13 protein-coding genes and 1 pseudogene are annotated in these 16,234 nt (G+C 67.4%); 3 read left to right on the forward strand and 11 right to left on the reverse strand.

What is annotated here, in order from left to right:
• Positions 1 to 33: 33 nt before the first annotated feature.
• Positions 34 to 1,713: pseudogene (locus M9980_RS01245) on the forward strand (Atxe2 family lasso peptide isopeptidase); the annotation flags it as partial.
• A 129-nt stretch (positions 1,714 to 1,842) separates the two neighbouring features.
• On the opposite strand, the gene M9980_RS01250 reads toward M9980_RS01245, so the two are convergent.
• The 7 genes from M9980_RS01250 to M9980_RS01280 all read right to left on the reverse strand — a co-directional run bounded on the left by M9980_RS01250 (position 1,843) and on the right by M9980_RS01280 (position 7,384).
• A complete protein-coding gene (locus M9980_RS01250) occupies positions 1,843 to 3,519 on the reverse strand; it encodes an asparagine synthase-related protein (protein WP_250752528.1) in 1,677 nt (558 codons plus the stop codon).
• A gap of 1 nt (position 3,520) precedes the next feature.
• A complete protein-coding gene (locus M9980_RS01255) occupies positions 3,521 to 4,165 on the reverse strand; it encodes a lasso peptide biosynthesis B2 protein (RefSeq protein WP_250752530.1) in 645 nt (214 codons plus the stop codon).
• 49 nt (positions 4,166 to 4,214) lie between these two features.
• Positions 4,215 to 4,343: a benenodin family lasso peptide gene (locus M9980_RS01260; protein ID WP_250752532.1), complete on the reverse strand. Its 129-nt coding sequence runs from the start codon at positions 4,341 to 4,343 to the stop codon at positions 4,215 to 4,217.
• Positions 4,344 to 4,445: 102 nt separating this feature from the next.
• A complete protein-coding gene (locus M9980_RS01265) occupies positions 4,446 to 5,054 on the reverse strand; it encodes a GntR family transcriptional regulator (protein ID WP_250752535.1) in 609 nt (202 codons plus the stop codon).
• On the reverse strand, positions 5,051 to 5,947 hold the full coding sequence (locus tag M9980_RS01270; protein ID WP_250752538.1) for a phytanoyl-CoA dioxygenase family protein: 897 nt from the start codon (positions 5,945 to 5,947) through the stop codon (positions 5,051 to 5,053). The genes M9980_RS01265 and M9980_RS01270 overlap by 4 nt, the downstream gene beginning before the upstream one ends.
• 11 nt (positions 5,948 to 5,958) lie before the next feature.
• A complete protein-coding gene (locus tag M9980_RS01275; RefSeq protein ID WP_250755017.1) occupies positions 5,959 to 6,561 on the reverse strand; it encodes an acyl-homoserine-lactone synthase in 603 nt (200 codons plus the stop codon).
• Positions 6,562 to 6,640: 79 nt separating this feature from the next.
• Positions 6,641 to 7,384: a LuxR family transcriptional regulator gene (locus tag M9980_RS01280; RefSeq protein ID WP_250752541.1), complete on the reverse strand. Its 744-nt coding sequence runs from the start codon at positions 7,382 to 7,384 to the stop codon at positions 6,641 to 6,643.
• A 127-nt stretch (positions 7,385 to 7,511) separates the two neighbouring features.
• On the opposite strand from M9980_RS01280, the gene M9980_RS01285 reads away from it, so the two are divergent.
• Both M9980_RS01285 and M9980_RS01290 read left to right on the forward strand, forming a co-directional pair.
• Positions 7,512 to 8,393 (forward strand): helix-turn-helix transcriptional regulator, encoded by an 882-nt coding sequence (locus tag M9980_RS01285; protein WP_250752544.1) that lies wholly within the window; start codon positions 7,512 to 7,514, stop codon positions 8,391 to 8,393.
• 149 nt (positions 8,394 to 8,542) lie between these two features.
• Positions 8,543 to 9,238 (forward strand): DNA -binding domain-containing protein, encoded by a 696-nt coding sequence (locus M9980_RS01290; protein WP_250752547.1) that lies wholly within the window; start codon positions 8,543 to 8,545, stop codon positions 9,236 to 9,238.
• Positions 9,239 to 9,286: 48 nt separating this feature from the next.
• On the opposite strand, the gene M9980_RS01295 is transcribed toward M9980_RS01290, so the two are convergent.
• The 4 genes from M9980_RS01295 to M9980_RS01310 form a co-directional block, all read right to left on the reverse strand.
• A complete protein-coding gene (locus tag M9980_RS01295) occupies positions 9,287 to 10,210 on the reverse strand; it encodes a DUF2493 domain-containing protein (protein ID WP_250755018.1) in 924 nt (307 codons plus the stop codon).
• 302 nt (positions 10,211 to 10,512) lie between these two features.
• Complete coding sequence (locus M9980_RS01300) at positions 10,513 to 11,568, reverse strand: DUF7146 domain-containing protein (RefSeq protein ID WP_250752550.1); 1,056 nt, start codon at positions 11,566 to 11,568, stop codon at positions 10,513 to 10,515.
• Between the two features lie 4 nt (positions 11,569 to 11,572).
• Positions 11,573 to 15,901 (reverse strand): strawberry notch family protein, encoded by a 4,329-nt coding sequence (locus M9980_RS01305; RefSeq protein WP_250752553.1) that lies wholly within the window; start codon positions 15,899 to 15,901, stop codon positions 11,573 to 11,575.
• Between the two features lie 89 nt (positions 15,902 to 15,990).
• Positions 15,991 to 16,233: a DUF6117 family protein gene (locus tag M9980_RS01310; protein WP_250752555.1), complete on the reverse strand. Its 243-nt coding sequence runs from the start codon at positions 16,231 to 16,233 to the stop codon at positions 15,991 to 15,993.
• Between the last annotated feature and the right edge of the window lies 1 nt (position 16,234).

The following is a 16,234-nucleotide window of genomic DNA, read 5'->3' on the forward strand; positions in this document are numbered from 1 at the left end:
GCCGCCTTGCTTGCCGCCACCGCGCCGCTCTCGGTGGCCGATCTCGTCGAAACAGTCGACTTGTCGGGCGTCTCGGCGTCGCCTGATGGAAAGTGGATCGCGTTCCGCATCGAGCGGCCATCGATCGCGCGTAATCGGGTGTCGCTGGACTGGATGGTCGTTGCGGCGGACGGCAGCGCGCCGCCGCAGCGGCTCGCCGATGGCGGGACGGCAACGTCGAACGGCGCCGGCGTGCTTGAGAACGAAAAACCGGTCTGGCAGCGCGACAGCCAGGCGTTTTACTTCCGGGCTCGCATCGCCAGCCGCTCGCAGCTCTGGCAGGCAGCGCTGTCCGGGGCGATCACGAAGCTCACCGACCTCCCCGGCGACGTCATGCGCGTCGAAGGCGCGCCGGGCAACGCGATAAGGGTCACGGTCGCGCCGACAGCGAGGAGCACCGCGACTGCCGAAGCGCAGCTGCGCGACACGGGGGTGCGGCTCACGTCGGCGATCGATCTGAGCGTCGGGGCGATCGGTGGTTTCGATCGAGGCGCGGGTCCGGAAAGCGTAAGAATGACAGGCGACTGGTTCGACCGCGCGGCCTCGGCGTTTGGCCAGACCGACTATGTGCTTGACCCCGCCACCGGCACACTGGGCCGCCCGGCAGAGGTCGGCTCTGAGTCAGGGTCGCAGCAGATCGACGATGCGCGCGCTGCGGCCTTGTGTGGGCGGATCGACTGTACGATGCTGCGGCCGATCTGGACAGCGCCAATCCCGGGCACGCGTGACCAGCTGGTGATGGTTCGTGCCGGCATAGGCGAGCAGAAGCTCTACCGGCTCGAAGACAATCATCGGCAGCTGATCCTTGAGACCGCCGGACAGATGAGCGGGAGCCGGCACCCCCGTACGCCGTGCGCGGTCGTCGCGAGCGCCGCGATTTGCGTCTCCGCCGATGCGGCGGATCCGCCACACTTGGTGCGGATCGATCTCGCGACCGGTGCGGTCATCACATTGTTTGACCCTAACGCACGCCTGGCCGGGTTACTCCCTGCAAGCGTCGAACGATTGAAGTGGACGGCGCGAGGGGGGGACCGCTTCTCGGGCGTTCTGTTCCGTCCCACCGACAAGCGGCCAAGACAGCCGTGGCCGCTCGTTGTGAATTACTATGTGTGCGAAGGATTTCTGCGCGGCGGAGTAGGCGATGAGCTTGCCTTTCAGCTGCTGGCCGCGCGGGGCATCGCGTCGCTGTGCATCGTCAAGCAATCGGCAAAAAGTGGCAAAGCGGCGGACGATTACCGCGACGCCCAGGCCGGCATCGACGCGATCGTCGCCCGTTTGGTGGCGGAGAACCTTGTCGATCGTCAGCGGATCGGCATGCAGGGATTGAGTTTCGGCAGCGAGGTGACGATGTGGATGTGGCGTCGCCCGGGATTCCTGCGCGCGGCGGCGATCGCGTCCGGACAGATCGAGCCTGCACTGTTCTGGTTTGGCGGACTGAGCGGCCGCGACACGGCTGCTCAGTTGCGTGCACGCTGGGATATCACCGCCCCGGATGATCACCGCGCCTGGCGCCACATGTCACCCGCCCGGTCATTTGGCGCGACGCGAACGCCGCTGCTTCTTCAGTTGCCCGAATCCGAGGCGCGTTGGTCGATCGAGCTGATCGCGCGGCTGTCGCGCAGCGCCGTTACCGTCGACACTTTCGTGTTTCCGGACGCAGGCCATGTCAAGTTCCTGCCGCGGCAGCGTGCCGCGGCGATGTGCCGAACGCTCAACTGGTTTTCATTCTGGCTCATCAGCGAACCGGCAACCCCGCGCAAAGATCATGAAGCGCTCGCGGCGTGGCGCGCCCACGAGGAGGTTTCAAGGGGCGCTCCGGACTGCGCGCGCCCAGAGCTCGGCGTCGGCAAGCTCGAGAATTCGGGTGTAGATGCGCCCGTCCGAGCCGGCCTCGTACCGGCACGCAGCTTCCAAGGCAGGTCGATCGAGTAGCCCTAGCTCGGCGAGCACGCCCTCGCATAGCAGGGCGCGCAATTGGGCGCGTTGGTCGTCAAATGCCGGAGCCAGCAGCGATGCCAGCCGCCCCTTGGTTCTGCGGCTATAGACCGGCGCTGGCAGATGACCCCGAAACGCGTCGCGGGCAAAGGCGCGGTCGCGACCGCCGGCGACCCATTCCCAGCTCGGTATGCGCAGGCAGAGCTCGATCACTGGTTGCGCGAGAAACGGAAAAATCATCGTCCGGCGTCGCGCCCGCTCGATATCGGCGATCACATCATGTCCGCGCAGGAGAAGGGCAATGTGCGCTCGTTGCCCGGGCTGCAAACGTGCCTTCGTGAGCCAAGGATGCGGCGCAAGCGGCGGCCGCGTGCCGGGCATGAGCAGGCTGCCGTCCGCGCGCCAGCGGATAGGGTGCAGGCGATGCCGCAGTGCATAGCGCGCGGCGCTGAGCGCGACCTTTGAAAGCGACGCCCCGGTCAGACGGCTGACGTCGCGCAGGGTATGCCAACAGCTCGCGCCGCTTGCTATTGCTGCATCGACCACAGGCGCAGCGGATCGCAGCGAACCAAAGACATTGTCGCCGCCCGTGCCGCTCAAAAGAATCCGGTCATCGCGCTCGGCTTCCGTCAGCATGGTGCGGTCAAGGGCGGCCAGCATGCCGTAGCCGGTCGGACGCAGCGTCAAGCGGGCCGGCGGCATGAGCAGATCGACGGCGTCCGGCGCGACGTGCCGCTCCTCAAGCCGCGCAGCATGGGCTGTAGCGACAAGCCGGGCATAGTGCCGTTCGTCACCGTCCTTGCCGGGCGTCACAATCGTCGCGGCACGCCAATCGGCGCGGCTCTCCGTGAGCGCTGCAGCTAGGATGCTCGAATCGAGTCCGCCAGACAGTTCGACGAGCACGGGGCGGTTGTCGACCAGCAAATTGGTCGTCTGAAAAACGGTCTCGCGAAGGTTGTCGTGCGTTGGAAGCCCGGCGCTTGCGATTGCCGCGGCCGGTGTCCAGATGGAGTGATGCACCGGCGCAGGTCCAAAGACGGCCGTTTCGCCGGGCAAAATCTCGACAAGGCCATCGAGTGCGGTCTGGTGGCTGGCGATGCCGGGGTACCAGAGGCGATGCGCAAGACCGGTCGTGTCGATGCGCATCGGCATGCCTGCGTCAGCGAGCGTGCTGGGCTCAGAGGCGATTGCGGTACCGCTGCTCTCGGAACGGTACAGTGCCAGGATCGCACCGCTGGGATCGCGGGCTGCGCAGAGGCGGCCGGTTGCCGGCTCGCGCCAAACAGCAACATAGCGGCCCCAACAGTGCCTCATCAGCCATGCACCGCGCGAGGTCACGATCGCATCGGCTTCCCCCGACGTGAATTCGTGCTTGCGCTCATTGGCGCGAAACAGCTGGCCGAAGATTATCAACGGCGCGGCGGGCGCATGCAGGACAGGCGTGTCAGCGTCCGCGTAGCCGATCGCGCCATCTAGGGCGAAGGCTCGTTCCAGTCCCGCTGGCAGCGTGTCATCGTTTGGCCGGTCCAAGACGAGAAAGCGCATGTCAAATGACCAGAATCGGGGTCAGTTCATCGACTTCGTCGATTGTGTCAGTGAGCAGCCAGTCGCCCGCCTGCACCCAGCAATGCGCGGCAAACGGCTTATCGCGCACCCCGAGCGCCAGCGTCGCGCGAAGCCCTGAGCGCGCCAGCAGTGCGTGCAAGGCAAGGCCATCGGGCAGACAGCGGCGCTCGAATGGCAGCCAGGCCCGGGCGTGCTCAAACGCGCGCGCTAGTGCAATGGCACGCATTAGATCATGCTGGAGGGGCGCGTTCACGGCGCGCTGGGCGCGCGCCAGCGCCGATGCAAAGCCGGCGATGCGCAGGAGCGTGCGCATGCGCGCCAGCGCCGCGACGCAAGCGATCCGAACGCGGAGCGAGGGCTCGTCGTTGCCGAGCTCGCTGAGAGCGGCATGGGTCGCACGGCACGGAAGGATTCTGGAAAATTGCACGGGCGACGCGCCGACGCCAAGCAGACCCGCCCCGGCAAGCCGCGCACGCGTCTCGGCAGATTCCTGGCCAGACAGGGCTTGCTCGACCGCTTCGGCGATTGGCGCGCTCAGGCGGAGATAACGGTCGCGCCGCACATCGAGCGCGATCGTTCCGCTCGTAAGCCGGGCGAAATAGAGGGTTGGATCAAGCGATGTCATTGCGCAGGATGAGGACGCGCGGCAACGCCGCGCGTCCCTTCACCCGGTCTCAGTCGTCGTCGGCGATACCGCTCAGGAAGGGCAGCTTGCCGCCCGACTCGGTCGCCTGATAGTCGCCGCCGCGCGTGAGCTCGCTCGCCGCACCCAGATCGACCGTGTCATTGTCATCGCGTTCCATGGCCTGTCTCCTGTAGCCGCCCGGAAATGGGCGGCGGACCAAGGCTAAGCCGGGTGATCGCTATCGCCACTTTATACGGCCACGATCGAGCGATTGTTGGCGCTAGGTTTCGCGTCGCCGAAATGCTGCGGCGATCTCGGGAACGTGCCGTTGGCGCACGACATGGAAGCTTGCGCTCCAGCGCCGGACGTCGGCCCATTGGCGACGGTCGACGAGCGGCCAGAGCAGCTCGATCTCGTCCTCGGCTTCCGCCAAAATGCGCTGTTCGATGATCCGCACATGATGCAGGCGATCGTTGAGCGATGCGATCGCGGCGGCATGCTCATGATTTGCGGACAATTGCGCCAGCCATGCGAAGGCGCCGCTGATTGCATCCGGCAGGCCGCCCTCTATCACCGGCCGCTCGGCCGGCGCCATCGCGCTGCGCTCTGCGAAGCGCAGAATTATCCGCAGCAAGTCCTCGCTCCAGCCATAAAGGTCGCGCAGCGTAGCTTCGGACACAAAGGGCTGGCGAAAGCCCTCATGCTGCCAGCTTTCCACCAGTCGCTCGCCGGCGAGCCGATAAAGCGCATCCCGGATCGGTGTCGCGCTCGCCGCCAGGTCAATCGACAGCCGCGCCGGATCGATGCGTTCGCCAGGCGCGAACTCGCCGGCCATGACGCGCGCTTTCAGCGCTTGATAGACACGCGCCATGGTGCCGGCCGTACTCATGGCCTGTAAGCGCCGTGTCGTTGGTCGTGGACGAAGGCTTCCAGCTGTTCGGCCTGGTCGGGCCTGAGCGCGTCCACCGCGCCGAACCGATCGGGCACCGCGTCCTCAAGAAGCACTGACGGGCACCGGCCTTCGTAGTTGCCGAGGTTGGGACGGTGCTGACGATAGCCGACGAGCGCGGCCAGCTCGGGCGAAAAGCGACGGGCGACGGGAGGCGGATAGGCGAGCCACTGGTTCTCATAGGGTTTGAGCCAGCCCAGGCAGTAGCTGACGATCAGGCCTCGTCGCGGCGCATCGCTGTTGTTGGCGCCCGCGCCGTGCAGGGTCGAACCAAGGAACAGGATCGCATCACCGGGATCGCACTCCGCGACAATCGGCGTGCCTTCGGTCTCGGGCGCCAACGCGGCCACGCCGTGGCTGTCGGGCCAGATCAAGGTTGCTCCATTGTCGCGCCGGAACGGGGTCAGCGGCCACATCACGTTGAGCAAATATTCAACCTCGCCGGTGACGCCGCGCCACATATCCTGGTCACGGTGCGGAAATTGAGCGAGCGCACCGGGATGAATTTCGGTTGCCTGCGCAAGGTTGAGCTGGAGGCAGTCGCACCACGGGCCGAGCGCCTCGTCCGCCGCCGCGAGTACGGCGGGGTGCTGAACGAGCGCGGCCATGTGACTCGAGCGGGCGAGCAAGCGGCCGAAACGCTTGGTCCTCGCGCCATAGAAATCGCCGGAACAGAACGGCGTGGCGGCGAAGTGTGGCTCGAGGTCGCCCTCCACTGCCGCAATATCCCCCCGCGAAAGGGCGTTGCGGAGGATCGTGTAGCCGTGCGCCATCAGATCGTCGGTGAGCATGTAGTTCGGCTGCGCGGCGGCAGATGCACATTGGGTCGCCATGGTGTTTCCTCTCAGGCAGCGATTGCGGGAGCGACGTCGGCATGGATGCCGGCGGCAGCGAGCTTGGTGAGGCTGTCGGCATCGATGTCGATTTGCAGCGCGCCGAGCATGCGTCCGTCAATCACCAGAGGCAGCCCGAGCGGCCTGCACTCCCAGCCGAAGGCGAGGATTTGTTGCAGCCACCCGATCTCGGCGACGCCGGTGTAGGTGCGGATGCCGTGGTCGCGCGCGAACCGGACGAGTCCGGTGACGAGCCGATCGCGTGCGAGGCGACGATCGACGGCGCGCTGCCCGCGCGACAGGCAAAAGCGCGTGATCTCGAATACGTCGGGGCCTTCGGGAGGCGGCTCATCGCAGAGCTGCGGATAGAGCGTGTTGAGAATACCAGGCCGCTCAGTCGGCAGCAGCCGAGTCGATGCCAGATGGCGGCGCTCGGTATCGGTCAGGATGAGATACGTCGCATGGCCGTCGTCGAACTGGTCGACCTCGAAGCGCCCGGCGAGGACCGGCACGTCCCAGCGCAACAGATCGACAAAGACTTGCTTCCGCGCCTCGAACATCGACCGGATCACGGCGCGTTCAGCGGCGCGATTTCGGTCATCGACAATCAACATCATGAAAAGCCTCCGAAAAAAGAGAGGCCGTCCATGTGTCAGGCGTTCGCGCTCACGCCCATAACAAGAAATGGGGGTGTCAGCTCACCAGCACGTCGGCGAAACTGAGCGCGCCATCGTAAAGCGCGCGCACCGGCAGGACGGAGCGGGCCGCCGCATTATAGCGCTCGCGGGCGTTGCGCAGGTGCTCGACGACGGTGTTGTGGCTGAGGCCCAGGATCTGCGCGATCTCGCCGTCGGTCTTGCCGCGGCCGACATACATGATGCATTCGAGCTGGCGCGTCGTCAGCTTCTGGCTAGCGTGGCACGGGCGGACCGCCATCAATCGCCGGCTGGACTCAAAGGCGAACTGGCCGGCAAGCTGGGCGACCGGAATGGCCTGCGGGTCGATGTCGTCGTTCGCCGCCGATGCAAAGCTGGTCGAGCCGAGCAGCTCCCCCGGCACATGCGCGGGCACGGTGATTCCGTCGCCCAGACCCTGGGCGGTCGCCAGCGCCAGCACTTCGCGGTCCTGCGCGTTCAGCGGAATCATGGCGCCGACATCGTGCCAGCGAAAGGCGGTCAGCGTCGTGTGGCTGGCGCGATGCACCGGATCGGTCGGACCCAAACCGCGGCGATCGAAGAACTCCTGCCATTGGTCGGGGTAGTTATGCAGGCGGAACCCGCGCGCGGCCTTCCCGCCGAAATCGACATGCTGGACCATCGCGAAATAGCGAAAACGCAACCGCGCCGACACATCGGTCAGCACCAGCGCAAGCTCGGCAAGCGTGGCGGCGCTTTGGAAGGCGCACAGGATTCCCGGGACGGCGGCGAGCGTCGTCATGTCTTCGTCGCGAACAGGGATCGCCACCGCGTATCAAGACGGCCGCGCCTGTCGCCCTTGCGTTCAAGCCAGGGAGCGACAGCTTCTCACGGCGGCACCCCCAGACGATGGACCTGACGGACGATCAATGTCCGCTTCATGCGGAAATTATAGCCACTTCATTGGAAATAAACAAAATATATTCAGAAAATCTCGCGAAGAGTTTGCGCGAGATTGGATCGACCATTTGCAGCGGCGTGAGTCCGTCGACGTTCCATCGAAAATCAGCCAGTCAACGGCGGTGCCGGATGTCGTCGCCGGCTTACGGCAAAGCCTGGCCGGGATCGGCGGAACCGACGATGCTGGACGCCTGCTGATCGCTGCCGCCGCGGCGCTCGGCTTCGACTATCTCGCGCTCGCAGAACACGGCGATCTTTCCGACACGCAGCGCTCGCTTGCATTGATATCCAATTATCCGGCGAGCTGGCAGAAGGTGTTCGTTACGCGCCGGCTCGACCGCATCGATCCTGTCCAGCAAGCCTGCCAGACCCAAGTTTCGGGTTTCTGCTGGTCGGCGCTGAACACGCTTATTGCGCTGCGACCAGAACAGTCGGCGTTGCTGAGCGAAAGCCGGCACTATGGGCTGGGAGCAGGCTTCACCGTGCCGCTTCACTTGCCCGGCGCCCGGGCCGCCTCCTGCTCCTTCGCGGTCCGTGCGGGCGCCGTCCTTCCGCGGGAAAGTTTGTGGGCGGCGGATCTCGTCGCCCGGATGATCTTCGACCACTTGCGCGCGGCAGCGACACCGACGAGGCCGACGCGGCTGTCGCCGCGGCAGCGCGCCTGTGTCGCACTGATGGCGGCCGGACTGACCGATCGCGGCATCGCGCGCCGGCTCTCGCTCAGCGAGGAGACGGTGACGAAATATTTGAACGCCGCACGGCGCCGTTATGGGCTCGCGCGACGGACGCAGCTGGTTGCAGCGGCGCTGCGCGATGGCGTGATCGGCTACGAGGATCTGGCGCTCGACTAGCCCCTTAAGGGTAGATCGCAGCGCCGGTCGCCGTGCGCTACCTTCCAGCCCAGCAGTTTAGGGGGGCGCGGCATGGTGAGGGCCAGCGCGCCGCACGCTGCCTGGCGGCGCGGCGCGCATTATGATTTTTGCTGGCGGCCGAGCGGCCGATGTTCGCATGGGAGTGGCTGCGGCGGACTCCGGCATATCGGCACAGCTGGGCGAGAACCCGCGGCAGTGGGTTGGTCGCGCAGGCTCGTGCCGCGCACGCGTTCGGACTCGTCGCACTTGCGCCGCCGACGCTGGCTGCCACCGAGGCGAGGCCGATATGGCTGGCGCGACACGATCCCCAGGTGTTGCGGGCGCACGTGTTGAGCGAAGCAGCCGTCGCACAGGAACTGCTCGATATACGACGGCTCGCCGTCAGTGCCGCAATCGGGTTCGATGAGGATGATGCCGAGCATTGGCGCCTCGTCGTCGCCGGCCACGCGATCCGGATCGACGTCCACGACGGCACATTGCTGGGTGGCCCGACCCTGCTGCGGTTCGAGCTGCAAGGACTGGCCGCGGTGCGGCCGAAGCTCCCCCCGCTCGATCTGCTGGTGCGCGGCGCATTGGGGTTGCGACCGCGACCGACACCACCGCGTGAAGGGCGTGCAGCCCGGTGGATCGATGAACTGCGGACGGCCGATGCGCTCGATGACGGCGCCACTCAGCACGAAATCGCCCGCGCGTTGTTCGAGGCGTCCGTACCGGCTTCCGGGTGGCGCACGGAAGGCGAGAGCTATCGGCTCAGGGTCCAGCGGCTGGTCCGCGCGGCGCGCGCGCGACTGCGCAACCCGCTGGACCGGGCCTGGTTTCGCTAGACGAGCACGCTTGGAGCACAGGCACTCGGTCGGCAGGTGGGGCGGCGCTCACGCGCCGCCCTTGCGGAAGTCGAATAGCGGAATGCCGAGCTTGCGGGATTTGTCGGCGAGATTGTCCTGGATGCCGGTGCCCGGAAACACGATGACCCCGATCGGCAGTATGTCGAGCATCGCGTCGTTGCGCTTGAAGGGCGCGGCTTTGCGGTGCTTCGTCCAGTCCGGCTTGAATGCGATCTGGATCACCTTGCGATTGTCGGCCCAGCAGCTGGCAATGCGCTCGGCGCCCCGGGTCGATCCGCCGTGGAGCAGCACCATGCCGGGATGCTTGGCGTTCACCCGGTCGAGCGCCGACCAGATGCCATCGACATCGTTGCACTCGAGACCGCCGGTGAAGGCCACCTTGGGCCCAGGCGGGAGCAAGGTTTCGGTCTCGGCCCTGCGTCGCGCGGCGAGAAAGTCGCGGCTGTCGATCATGGCCGCGGTCATCGTGCGTCGGCTGACCTGCGACCCGTGGCGGGCGAACCATGGCGAGCCGACATGGGTGCGATAGAGATCGCTCGCTGTGTCGCGCATCAGCTCGAAGGCGTCGCGGCGCTCCAGGCAATGGATGCCCTCGGCGATGGCGCGTTCGAGTTCAACCGAGCGGACCTCCGAACCGTCCTGCTCGCGCTGCATGCGCTGTTGCGCCTGCTCGTTGTCGTCGAGTTCGCGTTCGATGCGGTCGGCGGCGCGCTGGAAGAGATTGACCTGGCCCCAGAGCACAGCTTCGAGATCGGGTTCGAGTCGGGTGTCCTGAAGCATCACGACCAGCGCATCGAACAGGTCGGCTAGGCCGCCGGTGACGAGACGGCTCTCGGGGAGCGGGCGGGGATCGGGCTCGTCCTGGAAGGGGCGGTAGCCATAGAGCTGAAGCTCGTGGAGCAGTTCGCCGGTCGCGCTGGTCTCGGCCGGTTCGGTAGGATCAGTCGTCATCGTCGCCTCCTGACTGGGGCCGCGCCTCTCGCGGCCTTCACGGGCGACGACGAGCGGGACCGGGTCGGGCTTGCACCGCGCCGCTATTCGAGCGCGGCCGGAGCGGCAGCGGAGGACGGCGAAGGCCGGCTCTTTTGCTTCGCGATGCAAAGGCGGCGTCAGCCGACGGCGGAAAAGAGTCGGCCGCAGCCGTTGTTGGCCCGAACCGGTTCCGGTTCGATCGCCCTCTTGGGAAGGCCGAAGGCGCCGCGCCAGGGCAGGCGGCATGACGGCGATGATCATCTCCAGCCGGTCGTGGACGGTCAGCCCGGGTCGCGACCCTTCACGCAGAGAAAACGCGCTGTGTCCTCCGGTGCGAGCTGGCCCCGCACACCCTCGGCGAGTGCGTCACGGCCAAGCTGGCGCAGATCGTCGTTGAAGTCGCCGAGGACGGCCACGATGGTCGGCGCCTCGATCCCGATCGCGTGTGCTCGTGACCTCAGGGTCGCCACCGCCGCGTGCCCGGCCTGATCGTCGTCACGCGCCAGATAGAGTCGACGCAACCCTGCGAACAGCGCGAGCGCGGCGAGGTGGTTGGCCGAAAGGGCAGCGACCATCGGCATCGTCGGGAGGATCTGGCGGAGCGAGAGGATCGTTTCGATGCCCTCGCCTGCGATCATCACCGCATCGGGGCGTCCAAACCATACGCCGTTGCCGAGCAGGTCGCCCATCGCACGGCGTGGCGTGGCGATCGGCGCCTTGCCGGAGCCGGCTGGGTCGAGCCAGGTGCGCTGGATGCCGGTCAAGGTGCCGGCATGATCCCGGGTCGCGGCGACCAGCGCCGGCCATGCTTCGCGCGTGCCCGGGGCGTCGTCCTGGTTCGGTCGATACCAGCAGCGGGGATGGAAGCGCAGCGATCCGTAATTGGCCACGTCGGCCAGTCCCCGATCATGGAGGTACGCCTCGGCGAGGGTGCCGCGGATCGGCTTTGCGATTGCCCAGAGCCGTCGGGCGGCTTCGGGTGAACCCCGTGGCGCGGGATCACGCAACGTCAGGTCGCCCGGCTCGGGCTGCGGCAACGACAGGAACGTGCGGGCTTCGGCGAGGGTCTCGCGCAGGCTTGTACAGCGGCGGCTTGCAGCGATCAGATCGAGCAGGTCACCATGCTCGCCGGTCGCGGCGTCCGACCATTTGCCGGCGGCGCCCTTGCCGTGATCGGCACCCGATAGCCGGACGAACAGCGAGCGCCCAGGCGAATCCGCGACGTCGCCCACGAGCCAATATCGGCCTTCGCGGCGCCCGCTCGGGAGATAATGGCGGCACGCCGCCTCGGCGTTGCGCGCGAGACGGTGGGCGAGCTCGGCGGCGGCGCTCCGCATGACGTCAGGCCGCGACACGGTCGACTACACGGACGATCGGGTAGTGCGCAAGGACGCGCGCAAGCGTCGCTGGGCCGTCTGCCCCGACCGGCACGAACGCGCGAAGTTTCCACGCGATGATTTCGGTGATGAGACCGTCGGCCTTCAGCCGCTCGACCATCGCGTCGCCGAAGCCCGTCAGTTCGACGCGCTGGCTGCCCATCACGAGCGACCGCCGGATGGTCATTCCCTGTTCGAGCTGCAGCACCCCGTTGCGGTCGAATACCGTTTCCCAGGCATCGGCGGTCGCGATTGCGGGCGCGGGCTCGCCGAGCGCCTGCGCCACCCAGTCGGCACTGACGCGCCGCCCGATGATGCGCGCGCCATCGTCGGTCTGCAGCCGATAGACGCGGCAACCGTCCTGCGGGAGGCGCCGCCAGATCGGCAGCAAGAGCCCGGTCACGATCCAGAAGCGGCTCTCGACGAACGGCGGCAAGGCCGCGACCTCGGTAGTCCAGGCGGCGGCGAAGGCGGCGCCATCCACGTCTTGCCAAAGCGAACCGTCTAGCGCGCTTGCCGCCATGTTCCGGCGATCGGTCGGCCGTACGAGCCGCACGCGCTTCTCGACCGTTCCGTCGTCCAACGTCACGCTCGCCGCACCGACCTGGACGGCCGCGTGCCCCGATTGGGCGTTGACCAGCAGGCGTCCGTTCTTCGCACCGGCGAGATCGAGCGCGTCGTCAAGCGGATATGGCTCGATCCGATCGAGTCGGTTGATCTCGAGCGCGAACGTCTCTGCACCTGTGCCGGGATGGGTGTAGACCGCGCGCCGGTCGATGATCGTCATCGATTCCGCGCGCAGCGTCTCGAGGCCGATATCGTAGGTGCCAGCGGCGACAGCGTTTTCGACCCGCGCGTTCAGGAGTCCGTCGAACACGTCGAACAACAGGTTCTGCAAAGCGATCGGGAGCGCCAGGACCCGGTTCAGGAACTGGGTAATCGGTGGCAGGTCTTCCTTTACCGCGCCGTCGCGGGTCAGGAGCGCCAGCCCGGTCGCGTCCTCGAACCGCCCGAGCGAGCAACTCTCGACCTTGCCGGCGATCAGCAACATGTAGAGCTGGCGGAGAGCTGCGCGGGCATAATCGCTTTCGAGATTGTCCGAAGCGCGGAACAGGCCCTGCCCGCCGGTCTGCCGCTGGCCGCGGGTAATTGCACCCAGCGTGTCGAGCCGCCTGGCGATGGTCGACAGGAAGCGCTTTTCGCCGCGCACGTTGGTGGCGATCGGCCGGAACACCGGCGGCTGCGCCTGGTGTGTGCGGTTGGTGCGCCCGAGGCCCTGGATCGCCGCATCGGCCTTCCAGCCCGCTTCGAGCAGATAATGGACACGCAGCCGCGTGTTCCTGGCGCTCAAGTCGGCGTGGTAACTGCGGCCAGTCCCGCCTGCCTCGGAGAAGATCAGGATGCGCTTGGCGTCGTCCTGGAAAGCGGCGGTCTCGGCCAGGTTGGAGCCAGCCGGGCGGGTCTCGACCGCGAGCCGATCGATGTCGGTGCTGCCGCGTCTGCGGACGATGCGGCGGGTTCGCCCGGTCACCTCGGCGACCTCGTCGGTCCCGAAGCGCTGGACGATCTGGTCGAGCGCGCCGGCGACCGGCGGGAGCGCGGCGAGGCGTTCGATCAGCCGGTCGCGACGGTCGACCGCGTCCCGGCAGAGCAGCGGATGGCCGTCCTGATAGACGGGTCGCGAGGCGAGGTTGCCGTCGCCATCGGTGAACGGCTCGTAGAGCTGCACGGGAAACGCGTGCGCGAGATAGTCGAGGACATATTCGCGCGGGGTGATGTCGATCTGGACGTCGCACCAATCTTCGGCCGGGATCGCGGCGATGCGGCGCGTCATCAGCGCCTCGCCGGTCGAGACAATCTGAACGACGCACGCATGTCCCGCGGCCAGGTCCTCGTCGATCCGCGCGATCAGCGTAGGCGTCTTCATCGAGGTCAGCAGATGGCCGAAGAAGCGCTGCTTGGAGCTTTCGAACGCCGAGCGAGCCGCCGACTTGGCCTGAGCGTTGAGCGTCGCCGATCCTTCGGCGCTTGCCGAGGTGACGCCTGCGGCTTCCAGTGCGGCGTCGAGGTTGTGATGGATGATCTGGAACGCACCGGCATACGCGTCGTAGATGCGCGTCTGCTCGGGCGTCAGCGCGTGCTCGACGATTTCATATTCGATACCGTCGTAGGACAGCGACCGTGCGGTATAGAGGCCGAGGGCGCGCAGGTCGCGCGCCAGCACTTCCATCGCCGCCACGCCGCCGGTTTCGATCGCGGCCACGAACTCGGCGCGGGTGACGAAAGGAAAGTCCTCGCCGCCCCACAGGCCGAGACGCTGGGCATAGGCAAGGTTGTGAACGGTCGTGGCGCCGGTCGCCGAGACGTACAGCACCCGCGCCTGCGGCAGCGCGTGCTGCAGTGAGAGGCCCGCGCGGCCCTGCTGCGACGGCTTGGTATCGCCGCGCTCGCTCCGGACACCGGCGGCGTTCTGCATGGCGTGGCTCTCGTCGAACACGATCACTCCGTCGAAACCGCTGCCCAACCAGTCGACGATCTGCGTGACACGCGAAACCTTCTCGTCACGCGCGTCGGAGCGTAGCGTGGCATAGGTCGCAAATAGGATGCCTTCCGGAAGCGTGATCGGCTTGCCCTGGCGGAATCGCGACAGTGGCTGGATCAGCAGGCGCTCCTGCCCGAGTGCCGCCCAATCACGCTGGGCGTCTTCGATGAGTGTGTCAGACTTCGAGATCCAGAGCGCGCGCCGGCGCCCCTTGAGCCAGTTGTCGAGGATCACGGCGGCGACCTGACGACCCTTTCCCGCGCCGGTGCCGTCGCCGAGCATGAAACCGCGGCGGAAGCGGACGGCACCATCGGCGTCCTCGGCTGCTGCCGCGATCGTGGCGAAAGTCTCGTCGACCTGCCACGCGCCAGCGAGTTCGGCGGAATGCGCCTCGCCGGCGAGAACGAGCGTCTCGAGCTGGGCGTCTGACAGGAGCCCGGCGACGACGAGACCGGCGGGGAGGTGAGGACGGTAGGACGGCCTGGGCGCGCGCACGCTGGCCATCGCCGCCGATTGTACGAGCGGGGTCGGGTGTGGCGCGGCACCTGACAGACGCACGGTCTGGAGCGTGAACGGTTCGTAGAGCGCGTCGCTGATCCTGGTTGCAGCGTCGGGCTCGGCTTCGATGATCTCGTACTCGAGCTCAATCGCGTCCGCTGCGACCGGCGCGAGTGCGAACGGCCTGATCGGCGCGCTGCCACTTCGCGCGGTCGATCGGACCACTGCCCGCGATGAGCCGGACCGCCGGGGAATGCATGCCGCGCGGGGCGGGACATGCGCCTCGACGAGCGCCAGCAGGGCGGCAGCATCGGCGGCCATCGTCAGATGAGCCGCCGGCGAGATGTCCGCGCCGGGGGTTGCGCGATCGATGACGGTGAGGCGCGTCGCCACCGTCGTTCCGTGGCGCGCATAGGCTGACCCATGGAGCGCAGCCGAGAAGACGACGCGCCCGCGTTCGGCCAGTTGCGCGAAGGCGTTGGCCCAGGCCGGGTCGTCGGCCGCAAACCCGGCGCCGGTGATCGCGACGAGGCGCCCGCCCTCGGCGAGCCGCGCCAGCGCCGAGGCGATATGCCGATTGGCCGCGTCGCGCATCGTGCCATCGACGTGCGCCGCCACCGAAAAGGGTGGGTTCATCAGGACGACACTCGGGCGCAGCTGTTCGTCGAGACGGTCGTGGATGTGTGCTGCGTCGAGTTGCGTGACGCAGGTGTCGTCGAACAGAAGGCCGAGCAGGTCGGCGCGACCGTCAGCGAGCTCGTTCAGCGCGAGCGCCGCCCCGGCGGTCTCGGCGAAGATCGCCAGCAGACCGGTGCCGGCGGACGGCTCGAGCACGACGTCGCTCGAGCCCAGGCTCGCCGCGCGCGCGGCGACGAAGGCGAGCGGCAGAGGGGTCGAGAATTGCTGGAACGCCTGGCTCTCCTCGGAGCGCCGCGTGTGGGTGGGAATCAGACTGGCGACCTTGCTCAGCATCGCAAGCTGCATGGCGGGTGCGCGCCTGGCGATCGCCGCGCCATGCCGGCGCAGAAACAGCACCTGCGCGACTTCGCAGGCATCATAGGCCAGTTTCCAGTCCCACGCCCCTTCGGCATCGGAGGCGCCGAACGCTTCAGTCATCGCGTCGCGCAAGACGGCGCGCTCGATCGCGACGCCCTGGGCGAGCGGCACGAGCAGGCGTTCGGCCGCTGCGACAACGGCGGCGGCGCGCGCGCTCGTGGTGGCGGCGGTTGGGCACGCCGAGTGGTTCGATGACATGGGACGACCTTTCGAACGAGAGCAGAGCGGGTCGGCCGCCGGGGCGCTCTCTCTCGACCCGCCGCGGCCGACTCCTCACGGCCTCCCCCTCACTCTGGTTCGACGAAGCCGCCGTCGGGCGCCGGCGGGAGATAGGTCCCGAACGGGTTGGCCGGGGCGAGATGACCGAACGGGGTCATCACAAAGTCCTCGTCGTCGCGCCCGATCGCCGCGATCACATACCGCAGTTCGCGCGTGCCGGCGTCGAGGCACTCAACGAGTGCGAGATCGCCGGCCGCGGCGGCGCGCAGCAGGGTAGCGAAATTGGTGCGAGCGTGGTCCGGGATCGCCATG

This window comes from Sphingomonas donggukensis (assembly GCF_023674425.1).
In the GTDB taxonomy this organism is placed as follows: domain Bacteria; phylum Pseudomonadota; class Alphaproteobacteria; order Sphingomonadales; family Sphingomonadaceae; genus Sphingomonas; species Sphingomonas donggukensis.

Excerpts from the sequence above, each read along its gene's own strand:
- M9980_RS01275 (WP_250755017.1), bottom strand. The coding sequence starts at position 6,561 with ATGTTGATTGTCGATGACCGAAATCGCGCCGCTGAACGCGCCGTGATC.
- M9980_RS01265 (WP_250752535.1), bottom strand. The coding sequence starts at position 5,054 with ATGAGTACGGCCGGCACCATGGCGCGTGTCTATCAAGCGCTGAAAGCG.
- M9980_RS01285 (WP_250752544.1), top strand. The coding sequence starts at position 7,512 with ATGTCCGCTTCATGCGGAAATTATAGCCACTTCATTGGAAATAAACAA.
- M9980_RS01250 (WP_250752528.1), bottom strand. The coding sequence starts at position 3,519 with ATGCGCTTTCTCGTCTTGGACCGGCCAAACGATGACACGCTGCCAGCG.
- M9980_RS01305 (WP_250752553.1), bottom strand. The coding sequence starts at position 15,901 with ATGTCATCGAACCACTCGGCGTGCCCAACCGCCGCCACCACGAGCGCG.
- M9980_RS01260 (WP_250752532.1), bottom strand. The coding sequence starts at position 4,343 with ATGGAACGCGATGACAATGACACGGTCGATCTGGGTGCGGCGAGCGAG.
- M9980_RS01280 (WP_250752541.1), bottom strand. The coding sequence starts at position 7,384 with ATGACGACGCTCGCCGCCGTCCCGGGAATCCTGTGCGCCTTCCAAAGC.
- M9980_RS01295 (WP_250755018.1), bottom strand. The coding sequence starts at position 10,210 with ATGACGACTGATCCTACCGAACCGGCCGAGACCAGCGCGACCGGCGAA.
- M9980_RS01255 (WP_250752530.1), bottom strand. The coding sequence starts at position 4,165 with ATGACATCGCTTGATCCAACCCTCTATTTCGCCCGGCTTACGAGCGGA.
- M9980_RS01300 (WP_250752550.1), bottom strand. The coding sequence starts at position 11,568 with ATGCGGAGCGCCGCCGCCGAGCTCGCCCACCGTCTCGCGCGCAACGCC.
- M9980_RS01310 (WP_250752555.1), bottom strand. The coding sequence starts at position 16,233 with ATGGCGATCCCGGACCACGCTCGCACCAATTTCGCTACCCTGCTGCGC.
- M9980_RS01270 (WP_250752538.1), bottom strand. The coding sequence starts at position 5,947 with ATGGCGACCCAATGTGCATCTGCCGCCGCGCAGCCGAACTACATGCTC.
- M9980_RS01290 (WP_250752547.1), top strand. The coding sequence starts at position 8,543 with ATGTTCGCATGGGAGTGGCTGCGGCGGACTCCGGCATATCGGCACAGC.